Origin of the sequence: Streptomyces sp. NPDC020845, assembly GCF_044334165.1 — a bacterium.
Classification (GTDB): domain Bacteria; phylum Actinomycetota; class Actinomycetes; order Streptomycetales; family Streptomycetaceae; genus Streptomyces.
In genome coordinates this window covers 1-19802 of record NZ_JBIRSJ010000038.1, presented here as the reverse complement: position 1 = coordinate 19802, position 19802 = coordinate 1, and the positions used below count along the sequence as shown (strand labels likewise).

At 70.3% G+C, this 19802-nt stretch carries 7 protein-coding genes and 2 pseudogenes; 5 read left to right on the top strand and 4 right to left on the bottom strand.

The features are described 5' to 3' along the window. Window positions 1–147 precede the first annotated feature (147 nt). Both ACH4U7_RS51565 and ACH4U7_RS51560 read left to right on the top strand, forming a co-directional pair. The gene (locus ACH4U7_RS51565; RefSeq protein ID WP_398534684.1) at window positions 148–486 is read left to right on the top strand and encodes a hypothetical protein; all 339 of its coding nucleotides are present in this window, start codon (window positions 148–150) and stop codon (window positions 484–486) included. 251 nt (window positions 487–737) lie between these two features. Beyond that, window positions 738–1833: pseudogene (locus ACH4U7_RS51560) on the top strand (integrase core domain-containing protein). 51 nt (window positions 1834–1884) lie between these two features. Here the strand turns inward: ACH4U7_RS51560 and ACH4U7_RS51555 are convergent. Further along, window positions 1885–2166: a transposase gene (locus tag ACH4U7_RS51555; RefSeq protein WP_398534683.1), complete on the bottom strand. Its 282-nt coding sequence runs from the start codon at window positions 2164–2166 to the stop codon at window positions 1885–1887. Between the two features lie 951 nt (window positions 2167–3117). Further along, on the bottom strand, window positions 3118–3600 hold the full coding sequence (locus ACH4U7_RS51550) for a transposase (protein ID WP_398534682.1): 483 nt from the start codon (window positions 3598–3600) through the stop codon (window positions 3118–3120). A 159-nt stretch (window positions 3601–3759) separates the two neighbouring features. Between ACH4U7_RS51550 and ACH4U7_RS51545 the strand changes: the two are divergent. Beyond that, window positions 3760–4037 (top strand): annotated as a pseudogene (locus ACH4U7_RS51545) (integrase); the annotation flags it as partial. A 9-nt stretch (window positions 4038–4046) separates the two neighbouring features. Here ACH4U7_RS51545 and ccrA read toward each other — a convergent pair. After that, window positions 4047–5390 carry a crotonyl-CoA carboxylase/reductase gene (ccrA, locus tag ACH4U7_RS51540; protein WP_398534681.1) on the bottom strand — a complete coding sequence of 448 codons (1344 nt, stop codon included), beginning with the start codon at window positions 5388–5390 and terminating at the stop codon, window positions 4047–4049. A gap of 64 nt (window positions 5391–5454) precedes the next feature. Next, window positions 5455–5958, bottom strand: coding sequence for an NlmOI (locus ACH4U7_RS51535; RefSeq protein WP_398534680.1), 504 nt, complete (start codon window positions 5956–5958; stop codon window positions 5455–5457). 202 nt (window positions 5959–6160) lie between these two features. Here ACH4U7_RS51535 and ACH4U7_RS51530 point away from each other — a divergent pair, with 202 nt between their 5' ends. Both ACH4U7_RS51530 and ACH4U7_RS51525 read left to right on the top strand, forming a co-directional pair. Next, window positions 6161–17857, top strand: a complete 11697-nt coding sequence (locus tag ACH4U7_RS51530) for an SDR family NAD(P)-dependent oxidoreductase (RefSeq protein ID WP_398534679.1) — start codon at window positions 6161–6163, stop codon at window positions 17855–17857. Between the two features lie 71 nt (window positions 17858–17928). Continuing rightward, the coding region (locus tag ACH4U7_RS51525) for a type I polyketide synthase (RefSeq protein ID WP_398534678.1) at window positions 17929–19802 on the top strand (1874 nt) is incomplete at its 3' end.

Here is a 19802-nt window from a genome sequence, read left to right as displayed (position 1 = left end):
GGGATCCCGGCCCCGGACTCCTAACTCTGACCCGAGCCGCAAACTGACCACGGGGTGGCTTCCGGACATTCACGGCAGCGTGCCCCCTGGTGGACTGTGGTCACGCGGCCTACCGTGTGATGTCGACTATGACCAGAGGAAGGGCGAATGGGCTACCTGGACGACATAGAACCGGGTGTGAAGAGATGGCTAGAGCATCGCAGGCTCTTCCTCCGAGAGATGGAGCCCCCACCCGCCTACCCTGACGAGTTCGTCATCCTCGTGTGCTGGGACGACGGCCTGGACGACAGCGGACTTCCTGTCGGCCACGTGAGGCGAACCCGCTATCGCCGCGGCGGTTTGATGGGGCGCACGGTCGAATACTGGACGGCTCACGCGCTTGGCCTCAACCATCCCACCGAGCGCTCTGAGGTCGCCACCAGTCTCCCTAACATCAGCGAGGCTGTCAGCGAGGTCATCCTCCATATCCCCCTGCGTTACTCCTGAGCCGACTACTGCGGCTGGTGCTCCGGTGGTGATATCCGCTTATGGAGTCACTGCCCCGAAGTGCCAGGGTCTACTGGCACTGGAGCCGTCCACATCGGAACCGCAGGTCGGTAGTGTCGGGAACCCTGCCCTTGCCGGAAACCTCATCCGCCCTGGTGGGGGAGGTTCTTCGGGTTTCCCGGAATCTTGGCCGCGGTAGCTCGAGCTGGCGCTCTCGCGCAGCTGCTGTCAGGGCGTCATGATGATCGATCGTGCTGCTGCGACTGGCTTACCTGAGTGTGACGAACACGTTCGCGATGCTTCGCCTGATGCCGATGACCGACCGGGACAAGGACGCTGAAATCCTCGCCCTGCGCCACCAAATCACCGTATGGAAAGCCAACTCGACAAACAAAAAGTCCGGTTCAGACCGAGCGATCGGGCGTTCCTGGCGGCACTCCTGCACCGGCTGCCGCGACACGTCCTGCGACGGTTACGGCTGCTCGTACGCCCCGACACGGTGCTGCGTTGGCACCGCAACCTCGTCGCGCGCCGCCATGTCGCCTCCTGCCGGCCCAAACGCCCGGGACGGCCCCGCACGGTGCGCTCCATTCGCATCCTGGTGCTGCGGCTGGCGAAGGAGAACCCGAGCTGGGGCTACCGACGCCTGCACGGCGAGCTGCTCGTGCTGGGGGTGAAGGTGGGCGCGTCCACCGTCTGGGAAATCCTGAAGGAGGCCGGCATCGCCCCAGCACCCGGGCGGAACTCCAGTACCTGGGCCACCTTCCTTCGCTCCCAGGCTGATGCGCTGCTGGCCTGCGATTTCATGGAAACAGTCACCCTGTCGGGGATGCGGATGTACGTGCTCGTGGTGATCGAACACGGCAGTCGCCGGATCCGCGTCCTGGGCGCCACCGCGCATCCGATCGCATCCTGGGTAGCGCAAGCGGCGAGGAACCTCGTCATGGACCTCGAAGACCTCGGCTGCCGGGCACGGTTCATGATCAGGGACAGGGACGGGAAGTTCCCCGAACTGTTCAATGCCGTCCTCAAGGACGCGGGAATCGACGTCGTCCTCAGCGGCATCCAGATTCCGAGGACGAACTCGATCACGGAACGCTGGATACAGACCTGTCGCCGCGAGCTCCTGGACCGGACATTGATCTGGAACCAGCGACACCTCCTCTACACCCTGCGCGAGTTCGAGCAGTTCTACAACGCACACAGACCACACCAGGCCATCGCGAACGGCAGATCGCTACACCCCTTGCCCCACCGATCGACGACCCGGACACGTTAGCCCACCTCGACATACACCGACACGATCGCCTCGGCGGCACCCTCCACGAATACCAACATGCAGCGTGACCTGCACGGATGAGATTTCCGGCAAGGGCAGGATCCTGTTGCCCATTGTGGTTATGTGGTGAGGGTGTGCTCGAGTCGGGTGAGGTGGCTGGTGCGGGTGAGGTCCAGGGGGCGGTCGTTCCACCAGGCATTGAGGCGGATCAGGTTGAGTGCGACGGCGGAGTAGATGTGTTCGAGATGGGTCTTGGTCAGGCCTCGGTAGCGAGCGCGGCGTGTGCCGGTGACAGCGGTGGCTTGCCGGATGGTGCCCTCGATGCCGGCGCGTAAGGCGTAGTCGGTGTTCCAGTCCCTGGTCTTCTGCCGGGTTCGGGTGTGCCGGAGTGTCTCGGTCATCTGTCCGGGGGTGGAGGGGGAGTTGGCGGCGGTTCTTCTTCGCGGTGGTGGCCTGGGGTTTGAAGGGGCAGGGGATGCGGTCGAGGGCGGCGAAGCTGACCACGGTCTTGGGGATACCTTCGCTTACGACGGGGTTCCAGGTGGCGCTGGTATGTCCGGCGGGGCAGGTGGCCTTCTTGGCTTCCCAGTCGATGGTGAAGTCGGTGGCGGCGAAGTGTGCCTGGGCTTTGGCCTGGCGGGAGGTGTCCAGCAGGACCGGTGTGATCAGTGCGATGCCGTAGGTTGTCACCGAGCCGTGGATGAGTTCGGCGGTGGCGTAGCCGGAGTCGAGGTAGTGCTCATCGGGGAGCAGGCCGCGTTGCTGGAGCGCGTGGTGGACGGCGTCGAGAGCCTTGCTGTCGGGAAGTGTGGAGTGGGTGGTGGCGAGGTTGGTGATCAGGTTCGGGTGTGTGCGTGCCGTTTCGGGGGCGGGGGTGCAGGTTTCGCTGATGTGGAGTTTGTAGCCGTTCCAGAACATGTCGCGTTTGGCGGACCAGCGGGCGTCGGTGTCATACGGCGAGGACAGGCGTAGGTGGCCGGGCGGGCGGCCGTCACCGCCTTCATCGGTCTTTTCCCGCCGCTTGACGACCTCGCGGCCGCCTCGGGTGGTGGTGCGGGTGTAGTTCTGCAGCAGCACGCACCGCAGGACCTGCACCGCGGGCGGCTCGCGCAGCAAGCCCGGAGAGCTGGAGTGGTAGACCGCGCCCAGCAGGGCGAAGCCATCCCGCGCGAAGTCCACGGCCAGTTTCTGCTGCTTGGCCCGGGAAGTGGGCAGGCGCCAGCTGTCCACCCGTGGTCCGTACCGCCTGCTCCATGAGGCCACGTCCACGCTCCGTGCGACCCAGTCCGGATCCGCGCAGGTCAGCGCTTCCAGTGCGGCGCGAACCGCCTCCCCGGCCAGTTCCAGCCGGTTCAGGGCTCGTACCGCCGCGGCCACGTGGTGGAGTCCGTGCGCTGCTTGCCTCCTTGGGCCAGCAGGCCTTGTTCGACCAGCCTGGCCACCAACAAGTCCAGCACCTTCTCTTCCAGGCCATGGGCGGCAACCCGGGTACGGAACTGGGACAGGACACTGAAGTCGAAGCCGGGATCCTCCAGGCCCAGTCCGAGCGCGTAGGACCACGAGAGTTTGTCCCGCACCGCCTCGGCAGCCTGCCGGCCGGTCAGGTTCTCCGCCATCTGCAGCACCGTGCCCAATGCCAAGCGGCCCGGTGACCAGCCACGCGGCCCCGTCACCGCGAACGCTTCCGCGAACTCGGCATCCGCGAACAACTCACCGAGCCGATCACGTACCGCGACCGGTAGCGGCACCTGACGGCCGGAGTACTTCGCCCGCACCGCCCGCGCCACCTCCGGCGCCGGCTCCGGCCACGACCGCGGCTCCATCGACACAGACACCCTCCCGCTCCATGACCGGGAACGAGAAGGACCGGCCACCAGACCAGCCTGCCGCAACAATCAACACCCCGACCAGCACAAACAGCAAATAGGCAACAGGATCGGGCAGTGTTCACGAGTGGCGTTGAGCTGGGCGAATGGAGTGTTTTGTAGATCGTTATCCTGAACGCAGCGGGCATCGACCCGGCACCGCGTCACTCCAGTCCAACCTGGCGTGAGTTCCTCACCACCGGCGAAACCTCGCCGCCGGCCTCGGCGTACGCATGGAGTCCCTGCGGTTCCTGCTGCGCGATCGCGACGCCAAGTACAGGGACGCGTTCGATGCGGCCTTCAAGGCGGAGGAACTGGAGGTGATCAAGAGCGCCCCCGGCGCCTCGGATGAACGCCCACTGCGAACGCGTCATCGGCAGCATCGCCGCGAGGTCCTCGACCACCTCTTCCCTGGCTCAAGCAGTGGGAGAAAGGTCGCGGAGGAGGCTGAGGCGCTCCTCGCCCACCCGGGCACGCAGGGCGGGGTCGGTGACGCCCTGCCCGGGTGCCTCGGCCAGACACAAAACACCGACCTTTCCTATGTGGCGGTTGGTCTGAACCGACCGGGTGGCCGCAGCCACCTCCGCCAGAGGGTAGACCGCGGAAAGGGTCGGCACGATTTGGCCGCGGGACACCAGTCGGTTCAGTTCCCACTGCTCCTGAAGGTTGGCGGCGTGGCTGCCGATAATCCGCTTCAGCTTCATCCACAGGTAGCGGTTGTCGTAGGTGTGCTGATAACCCGTGCTCGAGCCGCAGGTCACCACCGTGCCGCCGCGGCGTACCGCAAAAACGGAGACCGGGAAGGTGGACCGGCCGACGTGCTCGAAGACGATGTGCGGGTCTTCCCCCACCTCCCGCCGGATGATGCGCCCCAGCTGCTTGCCTGTCTCGATCACCGCGGCCGGGTCGTACGCCGTACGGTCGTCGAGACCGATCTCCTGACGGTCGATCACCACGTCGCAGCCGAGCCGCCGAGCCGCCTCCGCCTTGGCGGGGGAGCTGACGACACCGACTGGGATGCCGCCGCCGTTCTTGACCAGTTGCACCGCGTAGGCGCCGAGGCCGCCGGCCGCACCCCAGATCAGCACGATCTCACCCTGCTTAAGCCGGGCGCCACGGTCACCGACCAGCATCCGGTACGCCGTACCTCCGCACAGCGGGTTGCAGGCTGCCTCCTCCCAACTGAGATGGCCGGGCTTGGGGATCAGCTGACTGGCCCGGACCACCGCGTAATGGGCGAGGCCACCGAAGTTGGTCTCGAAGCCCCATATGCGCTGCTCGGCGCCGAGCATCCCGTCTGCCTGCGTGGCCGCTTCCTGGTCGTCGGCCTGGACGCAGCTGACCACCACGTGGTCGCCGGTCTTCCAGTGCCGCACCCCGGGCCCCGTGCGCACCACCACGCCGGCGCCGTCCGAGCCCAGCACGTGGTAGGGAAGGTCGTGCCGCGAGGCCCAGCCGCCCTGCGCGGCGAACTGCCTCAGAAAGCGGAAGGTGGGCAGCGGCTCGAAGATCGCCGACCACACGGTGTTGTAGTTGACGGCACTGGCCATAACGGCGACCAGCACCTCGTCCGGCGCCAGTTCAGGCATCGGCACCCGGCCGACCCGCAGCGACTTGCGCACGTCCTTGTCCGCGACCCCCTCGAACATCCGGGTGTCCTCGGAGTGGATGTACGCGGCGGTGTACTCCCGGGGCGGTTCCGCCCGCTCCAGCTCCTTTGGCGACGCACCCGCGCGTACCGCTTCGGACAGCAGAGTCATGGTTGGTTCACCTTTCCCGGGAGTGAGGAACCCGAGCGTCGATTTCCCGGGGTGTTCGACATGTTCAGACGCGGTAGCAGTGGACCTCGTCCGCAGGAACCCATTCGCTATCTGCCTCGAACTTGATGAATCCGCATTTCAGGTAGTGGTTCTCGTCGATAATCTCGTACCGCTCTTTGAGCAGGAACCAGCGGCCAAACCCGATGCATTCACCTGTGAAGGAAAGGTACCCATCCTGCCATCCCTTCGCGGTCAGCAGGGTGCGGTTTCCCCAGTCGTCGTAATAATAGCCGGAGAATGACGACTCCGACTCGACCCACTGGATGACGAAACGGCCGGTGAGGTCGTCTTTCGGTACCAGCTGGGTCATCTCGTACGCGTGACCGGCGAAGGTCGACACGGTGTTCCAAGCAGCCGTGCCCTTCACGGGCGGATCTGCGGTGAAGTTCGTCCATTCCACACGAAAATCACCGAGCAGAAAGTCGAGGTCACGCATCCTTTCCGGCGCCGCGGGCCTGACAAATTTCTCCCCCGTTGATTCTGCGGCTTCCTGCTCGAAAACGCCCATTGCTCGTTATACTCCAGTCCTTGGCACGGCACGGGAATTCATGCAGAGGCTAGGCAGGGGGCGCCCCTACCGCCAACCCCTACCCGACCATATGCGCCCATCCACACCTTCCGGGGTGGCTGAGGGGAGGCGGTTAGGGGGGTGAGGTTCGTAGCTTCGCCCCGAAGGGCGCGGTTTGCCAATCTCTCAGGCAGGTTCTCAGGTGACGAACGAAGCGCAGCTGGTTGATTACCTCAAGAAGTTGGCAGCCGATCTGCGGCAGGCCCATCGACGCATCAGGAAGCTCGAGGCCGGCGAAACCGAGCCCATAGCAATCGTCGGCATGGCCTGCCGACTGCCCGGCGGTGTCGGTTCGCCCGAAGAGCTGTGGGACCTTGTCCTGCGGGGCGAGGACGCCGTCACCGACATGCCGTCGGACCGCGGCTGGGCGCTCGGTGAACTCTATGACGTCGACCCCGACCGGCCGGGCACCACCTATGCCACTCAGGGCGGGTTCCTGCGCGGGGCCGCCGAGTTCGACGCGGAGTTCTTCGGGATCTCGCCGCGTGAGGCGCTGGCGATGGATCCGCAGCAGCGCCTGCTGCTGGAGACCGCCTGGGAGGCGCTGGAGAACACCGGAGTGGACCCGCGGTCGCTGGCCGGCTCACGGACCGGCGTCTTCACCGGGCTGATGTACCACGACTACGCGTCCGGTCCCGGCACCCTGCCCGACGAGGTCGAGGGCTATTTGAGCACCGGCATGGCCGGCAGCGTCGCCTCGGGCCGGATCTCCTACTTCCTGGAGCTGGAGGGTCCGGCCGTCACCCTCGACACCGCCTGCTCGTCGTCGCTGGTGGCGCTGCACCTCGCGGTGCAGGCGCTGCGCGACGGGGAATGCGACCTGGCGCTGGCAGGCGGCGCGACCGTCATGGCCACCCCTGCCACCTTCGTGGAGAACTCCCGTCAGCGCGGCCTGGCACCCGACGGCCGGTGCAAGGCGTTCGCGGCCGCCGCCGACGGGGTCGGCTGGGGCGAGGGCTCCGCGTTGCTCGTGGTCGAGCGGCTCTCGGACGCCCGTCGCCTGGGTCACGACGTCCTGGCGATCGTCCGCGGCAGCGCGGTCAACCAGGACGGCGCGTCCAACGGGCTGACCTCCCCCAACGGCCCCTCGCAGGAGCGAGTCATCGAGCAGGCGCTGGCCTCGGCCCGGCTGGGCTTCGCGGACATCGACGTGGTGGAAGCGCACGGCACCGGCACGACGCTCGGCGACCCGATCGAGGCGCAGGCCCTGATCGCCACCTACGGCCGGGAGCGCCCGGACAGCAGCCCTCTGCGGCTCGGCTCCGTCAAGTCCAATATCGGTCACACCCAGGCCGCCGCGGGCGCTGCCGGAATCATCAAGATGGTCATGGCGATGCGCCACCAGCAGTTGCCCCGGACGCTGCACGTCGACCGGCCGACGCCCGAAGTGGACTGGTCAGCGGGCACGGTGGAGCTGCTGACGGAGAACCATGCATGGCCGCGAACCGGGCGTCCTCGGCGGGCCGGTGTGTCCTCGTTCGGGATCAGCGGCACCAACGCGCACGTCATCCTGGAGGAGCCGCCCACTGCCGATCCACCGACCGACACGGCGAAGGGCGCAGATCTTCCGGCTCACGGAGCGGAGCGGGCCGACGTGTCCGATTCGATGGTTTCCGCCGTGCTGCCGGTCGTGCCCGTGCCGTTGTCTGCGGCCACGCCCGCGGCCTTGCCCGCCCAGGCCGCCCGGCTGCACGCCCATCTGCTCGACCGTCCGGATCTGCCGCTCGGTGACCTGGCGGCCGCGCTGGCGACCACCCGTACCGCCTTCGAGCACCGCGCCGTGTTGCTCACGGAGAGCCGCGAGGAACTGCTGGGCGGGCTCGCCGAGCTGGCGCGCGGGGAGCGTCCTGCCGGGCTGGTGGACGGGGTCGCGGACGAGGTGCGCTGCGCCTTCCTGTTCACCGGCCAGGGTGCCCAGCGGCCCGGCATGGGCAGGGAGTTGTACGAGACCTTCCCAGCGTACGCCCGGGCTCTGGACGAGGTCTGTGCCGAACTAGGCGCGCGGCTGGACATGCCGCTGCTGCCCCTGCTGCTGGCCGACGCTAACAGCGCCGAGGCACGGCTGCTGGACCAGACGCTGTACACCCAGTCGGCGACGTTCGCGCTCGGGGTGGCACTGTTCCGGCTGCTGGAGGAGTGGGGGGTGCGTCCGCGGCTGCTGTCCGGGCACTCGGTCGGCGAACTGACCGCCACGCATGTGTCGGGCATGCTGTCGCTGGCCGACGCCTGTGAACTGGTCGCCACCCGGGGGCGGCTGATGCAGGAGCTGCCCGAGGGCGGGGCGATGGTGTCGGTGGCGGCCACGGCCGACGAGGTGCTGCCGCTGCTGGCCGGGCACGAATCGGTGGCCGGTGTCGCGGCCGTCAACGGGCCCGGTTCCGTGGTCGTGTCGGGGGACGAGGACGTCGTCACCGGGATCGCGGCGCACTTCACGGAGCTGGGTCGCAGGACCCGGCGGATACCGGTGAGCCACGCCTTCCACTCCCCGCTGATGGATCCGGTGGTCGAGCCGCTCGGGGAGGTGGCCGGACGGCTGTCGTTCGAGCCGCCTCGCATCCCGGTCGTGTCCAGTGTGACGGGCACCGTCCTGGACGCCGCCGACTGGGCGGATCCGGCGTACTGGGCTCGGCAGGCACGCGAGCCCGTCCGGTTCCACGACGTGGTGCACACCCTCGTCGCCGAGGGTGTCACCGTGTTCCTGGAGCTGGGTGCGGACGCCGCGCTCACGTCCATGACCGAGGAGACCCTCGCCGCCTCCGGTACCCCCACGGTGGTCGCCCCGGCACTGCGCCGTCAGCGCCCCGAGGTCCGCACACTGACGGCCATGCTGGCCCAGGCTCACACGGCCGGTGTACCAATCGACTGGCGGACCTTCTTCGGCGGTCGCCCGACGTCGCGGGTGCCGCTGCCGACGTACGCCTTCCAGGGGACCCGGTACTGGCTGGAGACCGCCCCCGGGGCGGGAGACATGGGCGCGGCCGGGCTGGTCGCCGCGGACCATCCGCTGCTGGGGGCCACGCTGGTGCCGGCGGTCGGCGGCGGCCGTCTGTTCACCGGCAGGCTGTCCGTTGACGCGCAGCCGTGGCTGGCGGATCACATCATCGGCGACACGGTCCTGCTTCCGGGCACCGCCGTGGCCGAACTGGCGCTGTGGGCGGGCCGGCACGTCGGGCTCGACCATGTCGCAGACCTCGCTCTGGAGGTTCCGCTGGCGCTGCCGCCCGCCGGTGGGCTGCGCGTTCAGCTCGCTGTGGACTCCCCGGACGCCTCGGGTGACCGCGGGTTCGGGCTGTACACGCAGCCCGAGGGGTCCGCCGACGACGTGTGGACGCGGCACGCCGGGGGCACCCTCACCGCGGTCCGTACGGCTTCCGCGGAGGAGCTGACGGTGTGGCCGCCGGCGGGGGCCGAGAAACTGGACACCGATGGCTGCTACGCGGACTTCGCGGCGGCCGGTGTGCGCTACGGGCCGGCCTTCCAGGGGCTGCGCGCGGTGTGGCGGCACGGCGAGGAGGTGTACGCCGAGGTCCGGCTGCCCGAGGACGTCGCCGGTGACGCCGGGGAGTTCGGCCTGCATCCGGCGCTCGCGGACGCCGCGCTGCACGCGTCGGCATTCGTGCCGGGTGAGTTCGGCAGGGAGCAGCGGGCCAGGCTGCCGTTCGCGTGGCGCGGGGTGTCGCTGTACGCGGCCGGGGCCTCGTTCCTGCGGGTACGGCTGACCCCCACTGGTCCCGACACCCTCGCACTGCTCTTCGCCGACGCGGCCGGGCACACCGTGGCCACGGTGGAGTCGCTGGCGGTGCGGCCCGCCGGAGCGGTCGAGGCGCTGGACGGTGCCGTGGACGCGCTGCTCGTGCCGTCCTGGGTCCCGGCCGGCGGCGCCGAGACGCCGGGGCGCTGCGCTGTGCTGGGTCCGGGGCCACTGGCCGGCCTGCCCCGCGCCGACGTCCATGCCGATCTGGCCGGGCTCGAAGCCGCGGTGGAGGCGGGGGCCGAGGTGCCGGACTTCATCGTCGGCACGGTCGGGACGTCCGACGGCTCCGTCGACGCCGACGCGGCGCACGAGGCCGCCGAGCGGGCCCTGGATCTGCTGCAGTTCTGGCTCGCCGGCGAACGGCTCGGCACCGCGCGGCTGGTGATGGTGACCTGGAACGCGGTGGCCGTGGCGGATGGCGACGCACCGGACCCGGTACAGGCGGTGGTGTGGGGTTTGCTCAGCTCGGCGGTGACCGAACATCCCGGCCGGATCGCGCTCGTGGACCTCGACGGTACGGCCGAGTCCCTGGCGGCGTTGGCTTCGACGGTCGGGGTGGACGAGCCACGGCTGGCACTGCGGGAGGGCAGGGCCACGGCGCCGCGGCTGACGCGGGCATCGGCGGGAAGCCCTCGGCCGCCGCGGGGGATCGATCCGAACGGCACCGCCCTGATCACCGGCGGCACCGGCACCCTCGGCGCTCTCCTCGCCCGCCACCTCGTCCACCAGCACGGCGTCACCGACCTGCTGCTCACCAGCCGACGCGGACCCGACGCCCCCGGCGCCACCGAACTCACCGCCGAACTCACCAAGGCCGGCGCCCACGTCACCATCACCGCCTGCGACACAGCCGACCCCGACCAACTCGCCGCACTCCTCTCCCACCACACCCTGACCACCGTCATCCACACCGCCGGCATCCTCGACGACGCAACGATCACCACCCTCACCAACACCCAACTCCACAACGTCCTGCGCCCCAAGATCGACGCAGCCACCCACCTGCACCACCTCACCCTCAACCACCCCATCACCACCTTCGTCCTCTACTCCTCCGCCGCCGGACAACTCGGCGCCCCAGGACAAGCCAACTACGCCGCCGCCAACACCTACCTCGACGCCCTCGCCCACCACCGCCGCGCCCACCGCCTCCCCGCCACCTCCCTCGCCTGGGGCCTGTGGAACACCCGCAGCACCATGACCGGACACCTCAACGACAAAGAGCTGCACCGCATGGAACGAGCCGGCGTGGTACCTATCTCCGAAGAGCAGGGGATGGCGCTGCTCGACGCGGCAGTCGGGCTGGACGCGCCGGTCGCCGTGCCCCTGCCGCTGGAGCCCGGCGCGCTGCGCTCCCAGGCCGCGGCGGGCACTTTGCCGCCGGTTCTGCGTGGGCTCGTGCGGGTCCCGGTGCGCCGGGCGGCCAACGCAGCGGAGGGGGCCTACGCGGGTATGACGTTCGCTGCCGGGCTGCGGGAGCTGCCCGAGGCGGAACGCCTGCGACTGCTGCTCGACCTCGTACGGACACACGCGGCCCGGGCATTGGGGCATGCGAACACCGACGGTCTGGAAGCGCGCCGGAGCTTCCGGGAGCTGGGCTTCGACTCGCTGGCCGCGATCGAGCTGCGTAACGGGGTGGGGGCCGCGACCGGGCTCGGGTTGCCCGCCACCCTGGTGTTCGACCACCCCACGCCCCAGCAGCTCGCCGAACACCTGCACGAGGAGCTTTTCGACCGTGGTGCCGAGGTCGCCCTGCCGGAGCTGCGGGCGACGGGCGACGATCCGATCGTGATCGTGGGCATGGCCTGCCGCTACCCCGGCGGGGTGGCCACTCCCGATGCGCTATGGGAGTTGGTCGCCGCCGGGCGAGACGCGATCGCCGGCATGCCCGAGGACCGCGGCTGGGATGTGGAGGAGCTGTACGACCCGGAACTGGCCCGGCCGGGGACGTCGTATGTGCGGCGGGGCGGGTTCCTGTACGAGGCCGCCGACTTCGACGCGGAGTTCTTCGGGATCTCGCCGCGTGAGGCGCTGGCGATGGATCCGCAGCAGCGGCTGTTGCTGGAGACGTCGTGGGAGGCGCTGGAGCGGGCCGGCATCGATCCGCGCGCGGTGCGCGGCAGCCGGACCGGCGTGTTCGCCGGAGTGATGTACCACGACTACGGTTCCGGCCCCGGCACCCTGCCCGACGAGGTCGAAGGGTTCATCGGCACCGGCTCCGCGGGCAGTGTCGCCTCCGGCCGGGTGGCCTTCACGCTAGGTCTGGAGGGACCCGCGGTCACGCTGGACACGGCGTGCTCGTCGTCGCTGGTGGCGCTGCATCTGGCGGCTCAGGCGCTGCGGGGCGGTGAGTGCGACCTGGCCCTGGCCGGGGGGGTGACCGTGATGGCGACACCCGGGGTGTTCGTGGAACTGTCCCGGCAGGGCGGCTTGGCGCCGGACGGGCGGTGCAAGGCGTTCGCCGCCGGTGCCGACGGCACCGGCTGGGGCGAGGGCGTCGGGATGCTGCTGGTGGAACGGTTGTCGGATGCGCGTCGCCACGGCCATCCGGTGCTGGCGGTGGTGCGTGGATCGGCGGTCAACCAGGACGGTGCGTCGAATGGTCTGACGGCGCCGAACGGCCCGTCGCAGCAGCGGGTGATCGGTCAGGCGCTGGCGAGCGCGGGGCTGGCCGCGGTGGATGTCGATGTGGTGGAGGCGCATGGGACGGGGACGGCACTGGGTGATCCGATCGAGGCTCAGGCGCTGCTGGCCACGTATGGGCAGGACCGTCCGGTGGACCGGCCGTTGTGGCTGGGGTCGGTGAAGTCGAACATCGGTCATACGCAGGCGGCCGCGGGTGTGGCGGGTGTGATCAAGTCGGTGCTGGCGATGCGGCACGGGGTGCTGCCCAGGACGCTGCATGTGGAGGAGCCGACTCCTGAGGTGGACTGGTCTTCGGGTGCGGTGGAGTTGCTGGCCCAGGCGCGGGAGTGGCCGGAGACGGGGCGTCCGCGTCGTGCGGGGGTGTCGGCGTTCGGGATCAGCGGCACCAACGCCCACGTGATCCTGGAGCAGGCGCCGGAGACTGTCGAGGAGAGCGCGCCTGGTGAGGTTGCGGGACTGGTGCCGTGGGTGATCTCGGCGCGGTCGGCGCAGGCGCTGCGGGAGCAGGCACGGAACCTGGCCGGGCATGTTGCGCGGCATGGGCTGCGTCCGGTGGATGTGGGGTTCTCGCTGGCGGCGGCGCGGGCGGGGCTGGAGCACCGGGCAGTGCTGGTCGGGCGGGAGACGTCCGAGCTCCTGGCACAGTTGGAGGCGCTGGCCGAGGGCCGGGTGGCCGGCGGGTCGGTCACGGATGGCGGGACGGCGTTGCTGTTCTCCGGGCAGGGCTCGCAGCGGGCGAGTATGGGCCGGGAGCTGTATGAGGCGTTCCCGGTGTTCGCGGCTGCCTTCGACGAGGTGTGCGCCGGGTTCGACGGGATGCTGCCCGGGTCGTTGCGCGATGTGGTCTTCACCGGTGGTGAGGTGCTGGACCGGACCGAATGGACCCAGGCTGGTCTGTTCGCGTTGGAGGTGGCTCTGTTCGAGCTGGTGGGCTCGTGCGGGGTGCGGGCCGATGTGCTGCTGGGGCATTCGATCGGTGAGCTGGCGGCGGCGTATGTGGCGGGGGTGTGGTCGCTTCAGGACGCGTGCCGGGTCGTGTCGGCGCGGGGCCGGCTGATGCAGGCGTTGCCGTCGGGTGGGGTGATGGTCGCGGTCCAGGCGGCGGAGGAGGAGTTGCCGGAGCTGCCGGCGGGGGTGTCGGTGGCGGCGGTGAACGGGCCGCGTTCACTGGTGCTGTCCGGGGACGAGGAGCCGGTCACCGCTGTTGCGCGGGAGCTGGCCGGGCGGGGGCGGCGGATCAAGCGGCTGGCGGTCGGTCATGCCTTCCACTCGGCGCGGATGGAGCCGATGCTGGCTCAGTTCGCCGAGGTACTGGCTGGGGTGGAGTTCCGTCGGCCGCGGATCGCGGTGGTGTCCAACGTGACCGGGCAGATCGCGGACCAGGAGCTGACCACCCCTGCCTACTGGGTACGGCATGTGCGGGAAGCGGTCCGTTGCGCCGACGGGGTCGCCACCGCCCACGCCCGCGGGGTCGACAAGTTCCTGGAACTGGGTCCGGGAGGTTCCCTGACCGCGATGGCCGAGGAGACGCTGGACCACACCGGCACCGGCACCGGCACCGTCTGCACCCCCATCCTGCATCCCGAACGCCCCGAAGCGCAGAGCGTCGTCCATGCCCTCGGCCGGATCTACGCCGCCGGCGCCCAGGCCGACTGGTCCGCGTTCTTCACCGGAACCGGCGCACGCCGCGTCGACCTGCCCACCTACGCCTTCCAGCGACGCCGGTTCTGGCTGGAACACCGTCGTGGCGCCGGTGACCTGACCGCGATGGGGCTTCAGGCGGCAGACCATCCGCTGCTGGGAGCGGCTGTGACGCTGGCCGACGGCGAGGGGGTGCTGCTGACCGGCCGGTTGTCCGGGCGCGCCCAGCCATGGCTGCTCGACCACGCGCTCTTGGGCCAGGTCCTGCTGCCCGGCAGCGCCTTCGTCGACCTGGTGATCCGGGCGGGCGATCTCCTGAACCGCCCGTATTTGGAGGTACTGACCCCGCACACACCGCTGTTGCTGGGCGCCGGCCCCGAGGACGAGTTCACCGTGCAGGTCCGGGCCACCCCGGACAGTGACTCGGGCCGCTGCACGGTCACCCTGCATTCCCGCACCAGTGACGGCGACTGGACGCTGCACGCGACCGGCACCCTGAGTGCCGACGCGCCCGCAGAGCCGGCTCCCCTGCCGTCCTGGCCGCCGGCCGGGGCAGAGGCAGTCGAGACGGACGGTGTCTACCAGGAGCTCGCCGCGAGCGGCTACCACTACGGACCCGCCTTCCAGTGCCTGCACGCGCTGTGGCGGCAGCGTGACGAGCTGTTCGCCGAGGTCCGGTTGCCCGAGTCGGAGCGGGAGGAGGGCACGCGCTACGGCGTTCACCCGGCCCTGCTGGATGCCGCGCTGCACGCCATGGCGTTTGTCGGCGGGCGGGACGGGGGCGTACGGCTGCCGTCCTCCTGGGCCGCGGTGCGGCTGTACGCGTCCGGCGCGACGACGGCTCGGGTCCGTCTTACCCCCTCGGGGGACCAGCTCGCCCTGCTGGTCACCGACGAGGCCGGGCGTCCGGTCGTCTCGGTGGGATCCGTGGTGACCAAACCCGCCGTGTTCGACCAGCCCTCGGGCGGCACGCTGGAGCAGGCACTGCTCCATCTCGACTGGACGGCTCTGCCCGTGGCGGCCGCTCAGTCCTATGCCCTCGTCGGCGACGACCCCTTCGGGCTGACCGGCGCGGCACTGCGGGTGGCGGCCACCTTCGAGGAGCTGGCCGCGAACGGTCCGGTCCCGGGTATCGTGGTCCGCTGTCTCGCCCCCCGTGTCTCGGACGACCCCGCCGCTGATGCGCACGCGGCGGCCGAGGCGACGCTCGGCGTGATCCGCGCCTGGCTGGCCGATGACCGGTTCGCCTCCGCGCGCCTGGTCCTCGTCACCTCGGGCGCGGTCGCCGCGGGCGACGCCGAGGACGTCACCGACTTGGCGAACTCCACCAGCTGGGGTCTGGTGGGTTCGGCGCAGACCGAGCATCCGGACCGCTTCTTCCTGGTCGACCTGGACGGGCTGGACACGTCACGAGAGGTCTTCGGGGGCGCGCTCGCCTGCGCCGAGCCCCGGATCGCCGTTCGTCGCGGCACAGTCGCCGCGCCTCGGCTGGCCCGGGCACGTTCGCATCCGGCGTTGCTGCCGCCGTCCGGGCCGGTGCCGTGGCGGCTGGAGAGCACAGGCCGCGGCTCGATCGAGGACATGGCGCTGGTGCCCTGCCCGGAGGTTCTGGACCCGCTCGGGCCCGGTCAGGTCCGGATCGCGGTGCACGCGGTCGGGCTCGACTTCCAGGACGTCGTGGCCTCGCTCGACCCGGCCGAGGGGAGCAAGGGCATCGGCGGCTACGCGGCCGGCACGGTGCAGGAGACGGGTGCCGAGGTGACCGATCTGGCCGTGGGCGACCGGGTGCTGGGACTGCGCTCCGGCTCATCCGGGCCCTTCGCGGTGTGCGACCACCGCTTCCTGGCCCCCATGCCCGACGGCTGGTCCTACGAGCAGGCGGCGGCCGTTCCCCTCACCTATCCCATCCCTTACTACGGCCTGGTGGACCTGGCGGACGTACAGCCCGGGATGTCGGTGCTGGTACACGACGCGGCGGACGGCTCCCAGCTGGCGGCCGTGCAACTGGCCCACCAGCTGGGAGCCGAGGTGTATGGCACCGCCGCCACCGGCAAGTGGCCGACGTTGAGGAAGTACGGGCTGGACGATGCACACATCGCGGACTCCCGGACGCAGGATTTCGAACACCGGTTCATGGAGACAAGCGGCGGCTGCGGGGTGGACGTCGTCCTGAACTGTCTGGCCGGTGAGTCCGTGGACGCCGGGCTGCGCCTGCTGCCGCGCGGCGGCCGGTTCCTGGAGACGGGCAGGGCCGACAGGCGCGACCCGGCGCAGGTGGCCGAGGCCCACGCGGGCGTGGCCTACCGGACGTACGACCTGGCGGAGGCCGGTCCCGACCGGATCCGGGAAATGCTGGTCGCGGTGATGTCGCTGTGCCGCGACGGGAAGCTGACGCCGCCGCGGATCACCGTCTGCGACCTGCGGCGTGCCCGGGAGGCATCCCGGCATGCGAACCGGGCGACGCCGGCCGGCCCGGCCGTCCTCACCGTGCCGCGGGGGATCGATCCGAACGGCACCGCCCTGATCACCGGCGGCACCGGCACCCTCGGCGCTCTCCTCGCCCGCCACCTCGTCCACCAGCACGGCGTCACCGACCTGCTGCTCACCAGCCGACGCGGACCCGACGCCCCCGGCGCCACCGAACTCACCGCCGAACTCACCAAGGCCGGCGCCCACGTCACCATCACCGCCTGCGACACAGCCGACCCCGACCAACTCGCCGCACTCCTCTCCCACCACACCCTGACCACCGTCATCCACACCGCCGGCATCCTCGACGACGCAACGATCACCACCCTCACCAACACCCAACTCCACAACGTCCTGCGCCCCAAGATCGACGCAGCCACCCACCTGCACCACCTCACCCTCAACCACCCCATCACCACCTTCGTCCTCTACTCCTCCGCCGCCGGACAACTCGGCGCCCCAGGACAAGCCAACTACGCCGCCGCCAACACCTACCTCGACGCCCTCGCCCACCACCGCCGCGCCCACCGCCTCCCCGCCACCTCCCTCGCCTGGGGCCTGTGGAACACCCGCAGCACCATGACCGGACACCTCAACGACAAAGAGCTGCACCGCATGGAACGAGCCGGCGTGGTACCGCTGGAGGACGCGGAGGCGCTCGCCCTGTTCGACCTGGCCTGCGGGGCGGACGTGCCGTTGCAGGTGATCACACGGCTCACTCCGTCGACGCTGCGGTCCGGTGCGGACGAGGTGCCGCATCTCCTCCGGGGTCTGGTGCAAGGGACCTCGCGGCGTACGGCGCGGTCCGGCAGCGACGGTTCCGGGCTGCGCACGCGACTGGCGGGGCTGCCCGCCGTCGAGCAGCACCGCAGGGTGCTGGAACTGGTGCGCTCCCACGCGGCGACGGTGCTGGGGCACGCCTCGGTGGCCGCGGTCACGGCGGAGCGGTCCTTCAGTGAGCTCGGCTTCAGCTCGCTGACCGCCGTCGAGTTCCGCAACCGGCTCGGTGCCGCCACCGGACTGCGTCTGCCGACCACGCTCGTCTTCGAACACCCGACACCGACCGCGCTCGCCACGGAACTGCTCACCGCTCTCGTCCCGGCCGGGCTGTCCGGCGTCGAGGCCGCGCTTGCGGAGGTGGACGCCCTGGAGGCTGCCCTCAAGACGATCGACGCGGACGACGGCGACCGCGGCCGGGTCGTGCGACGGCTGCGCGGGCTGCTGTCGGAGTGGAGCGAGCCGGACACCGGACCGGCCGCCCCGGACGACCTCGCCACCGCGACCACCGACGACCTCTTCGAGGCGATCGACCAGGGCTTCGGTCTCTGACCGGCCGGGTCAGGTCTTGCCCGATCGGCCCGATTCCGCCGGGAACACATCACCAAGGAGCTGAGAACGTCATGTCCGACGACGAGAAGTACCGCGAATACCTCAAGCGGGCCGTCACCGAGGCACGTGGGCTTCAGCGCCGGCTGCGTGAGGTCGAGGACCGGGCCCGCGAGCCGATCGCAATCATCGGCATGGCGTGCCGGCTGCCGGGCGGTGCGGACACGCCGGAGGACGTGTGGCGGATGCTGTCGGAGGAAGCGGACGCCGTGGCGGGCTTCCCCGACGACCGCGGCTGGAACCTGGACGGGCTGTACGAAACCGATGCCGCGGGGGCCGGCACCTCGACCCCGCTGGAGGGTGGTTTCCTGCGCTGCGCCGGCGAGTTCGACGCGGCCTTCTTCGGCATCGCACCACGCGAGGCGCTCACCACCGATCCGCAGCAGCGGTTGCTCCTGGAGTCCTCCTGGGAGGCGCTGGAGCGCGCCAGGATCGATCCACGGTCTTTGCGGGGCAGTGACACCGGGGTGTTCTTCGGCGGCACGAGCGGAGATTTCGCCGGCCTGCTCGCCGCGTCGCCGCACGCGCTGGACGGCCATCTGATGACCGGCACATCCAGCAGCGTCCTCTCCGGCCGGGTGGCGTACACGCTCGGCCTGGAAGGTCCCGCGGTCACCGTCGACACGGCGTGCTCGTCGTCGCTGGTCTCCCTTCATCTGGCGGTGCAGGCGCTGCGCAAGGACGAGATCTCGCTGGCCTTGGCCGGCGGGGTCACAGTACTGGCGACGCCCGGCGCGTTCCCGGAGTTCTCCCGGCAGGGCGGGCTGGCATCCGACGGCCGCTGCAAGGCGTTCTCCTCGGACGCCGACGGCACCGGCTGGGGCGAGGGCGTCGGCGTACTGGTTCTTCAGCGGCTCTCCGACGCCCAGCGGGCGGGGCACCCGGTGCTGGCAGTGGTGCGGGAGACCGGCATCAACCAGGACGGTGCCAGCAACGGCCTCACCGCGCCCAGCGGGCCGGCCCAGCGCCGCCTCATCCTGCGGGTCCTGGACAACGCCGGCCTGGCCACCGCGGACGTCGACATGGTCGAGGCGCACGGCACCGGCACCACGCTCGGCGACCCCATCGAGGCACGGGCCCTGCTGGCCACCTACGGCCAGGACCGCCCGGCCGACCGGCCGCTGTGGCTGGGTTCCATCAAGTCGAACGTCGGTCACACCCAGTACGCGGCCGGCGTCAGCGGTGTGATCAAGACGGTCATGGCATTGCGGCACGGTGTCATGCCGAAGACGCTGCATGTGGACGAGCCGACACCGCACGTCGACTGGTCCTCGGGTGCGGTGCGGCTGCTCACGGAGGCGCGGGAGTGGCCGGAGACGGGCCGTCCGCGCCGAGCCGGGGTGTCCTCCTTCGGCGTCAGCGGTACCAATGCGCATGTGATCTTGGAGCAGGCCCCGGAGCCGGGGCCGGTGGAGTCTGTGGGGCCGAGTGAGGTGGATCGTCCTGTGCTGGGGGGACTGGTGCCGTGGCTGGTGTCGGCTCGTGGTGAGGGGGCGTTGCGGGCGCAGGCCGGCCGGTTGTTGGAGCGGCTTGTGGAGCGGCCGGGGCTGGGTCCGGTGGATGTGGGTTTCTCGTTGGTGGGGACCCGGTCGGCGTTCGAGCAGCGGGCGGTGGTGCTGGGGGGTGACCGGGAGGAGCTGTTGGCGGGGCTGCGGTCGGTGGCCGAGGGTGTGCCGGGGGTTGGGGTGGTGAGTGGGCGCGCTGCCGGTGACACCGGCACGGGTGTGGTGTTTGTGTTTCCTGGTCAGGGGTCGCAGTGGGTGGGGATGGGGCGGGAGTTGTGGGAGGTTTCTTCTGTTTTTGCTGAGTCGATGGTGGCGTGTGAGCGGGCGTTGGTGCCGTTTGTGGATTGGTCGTTGCGGGATGTGGTGTTTGGTGGTGGGGGTGA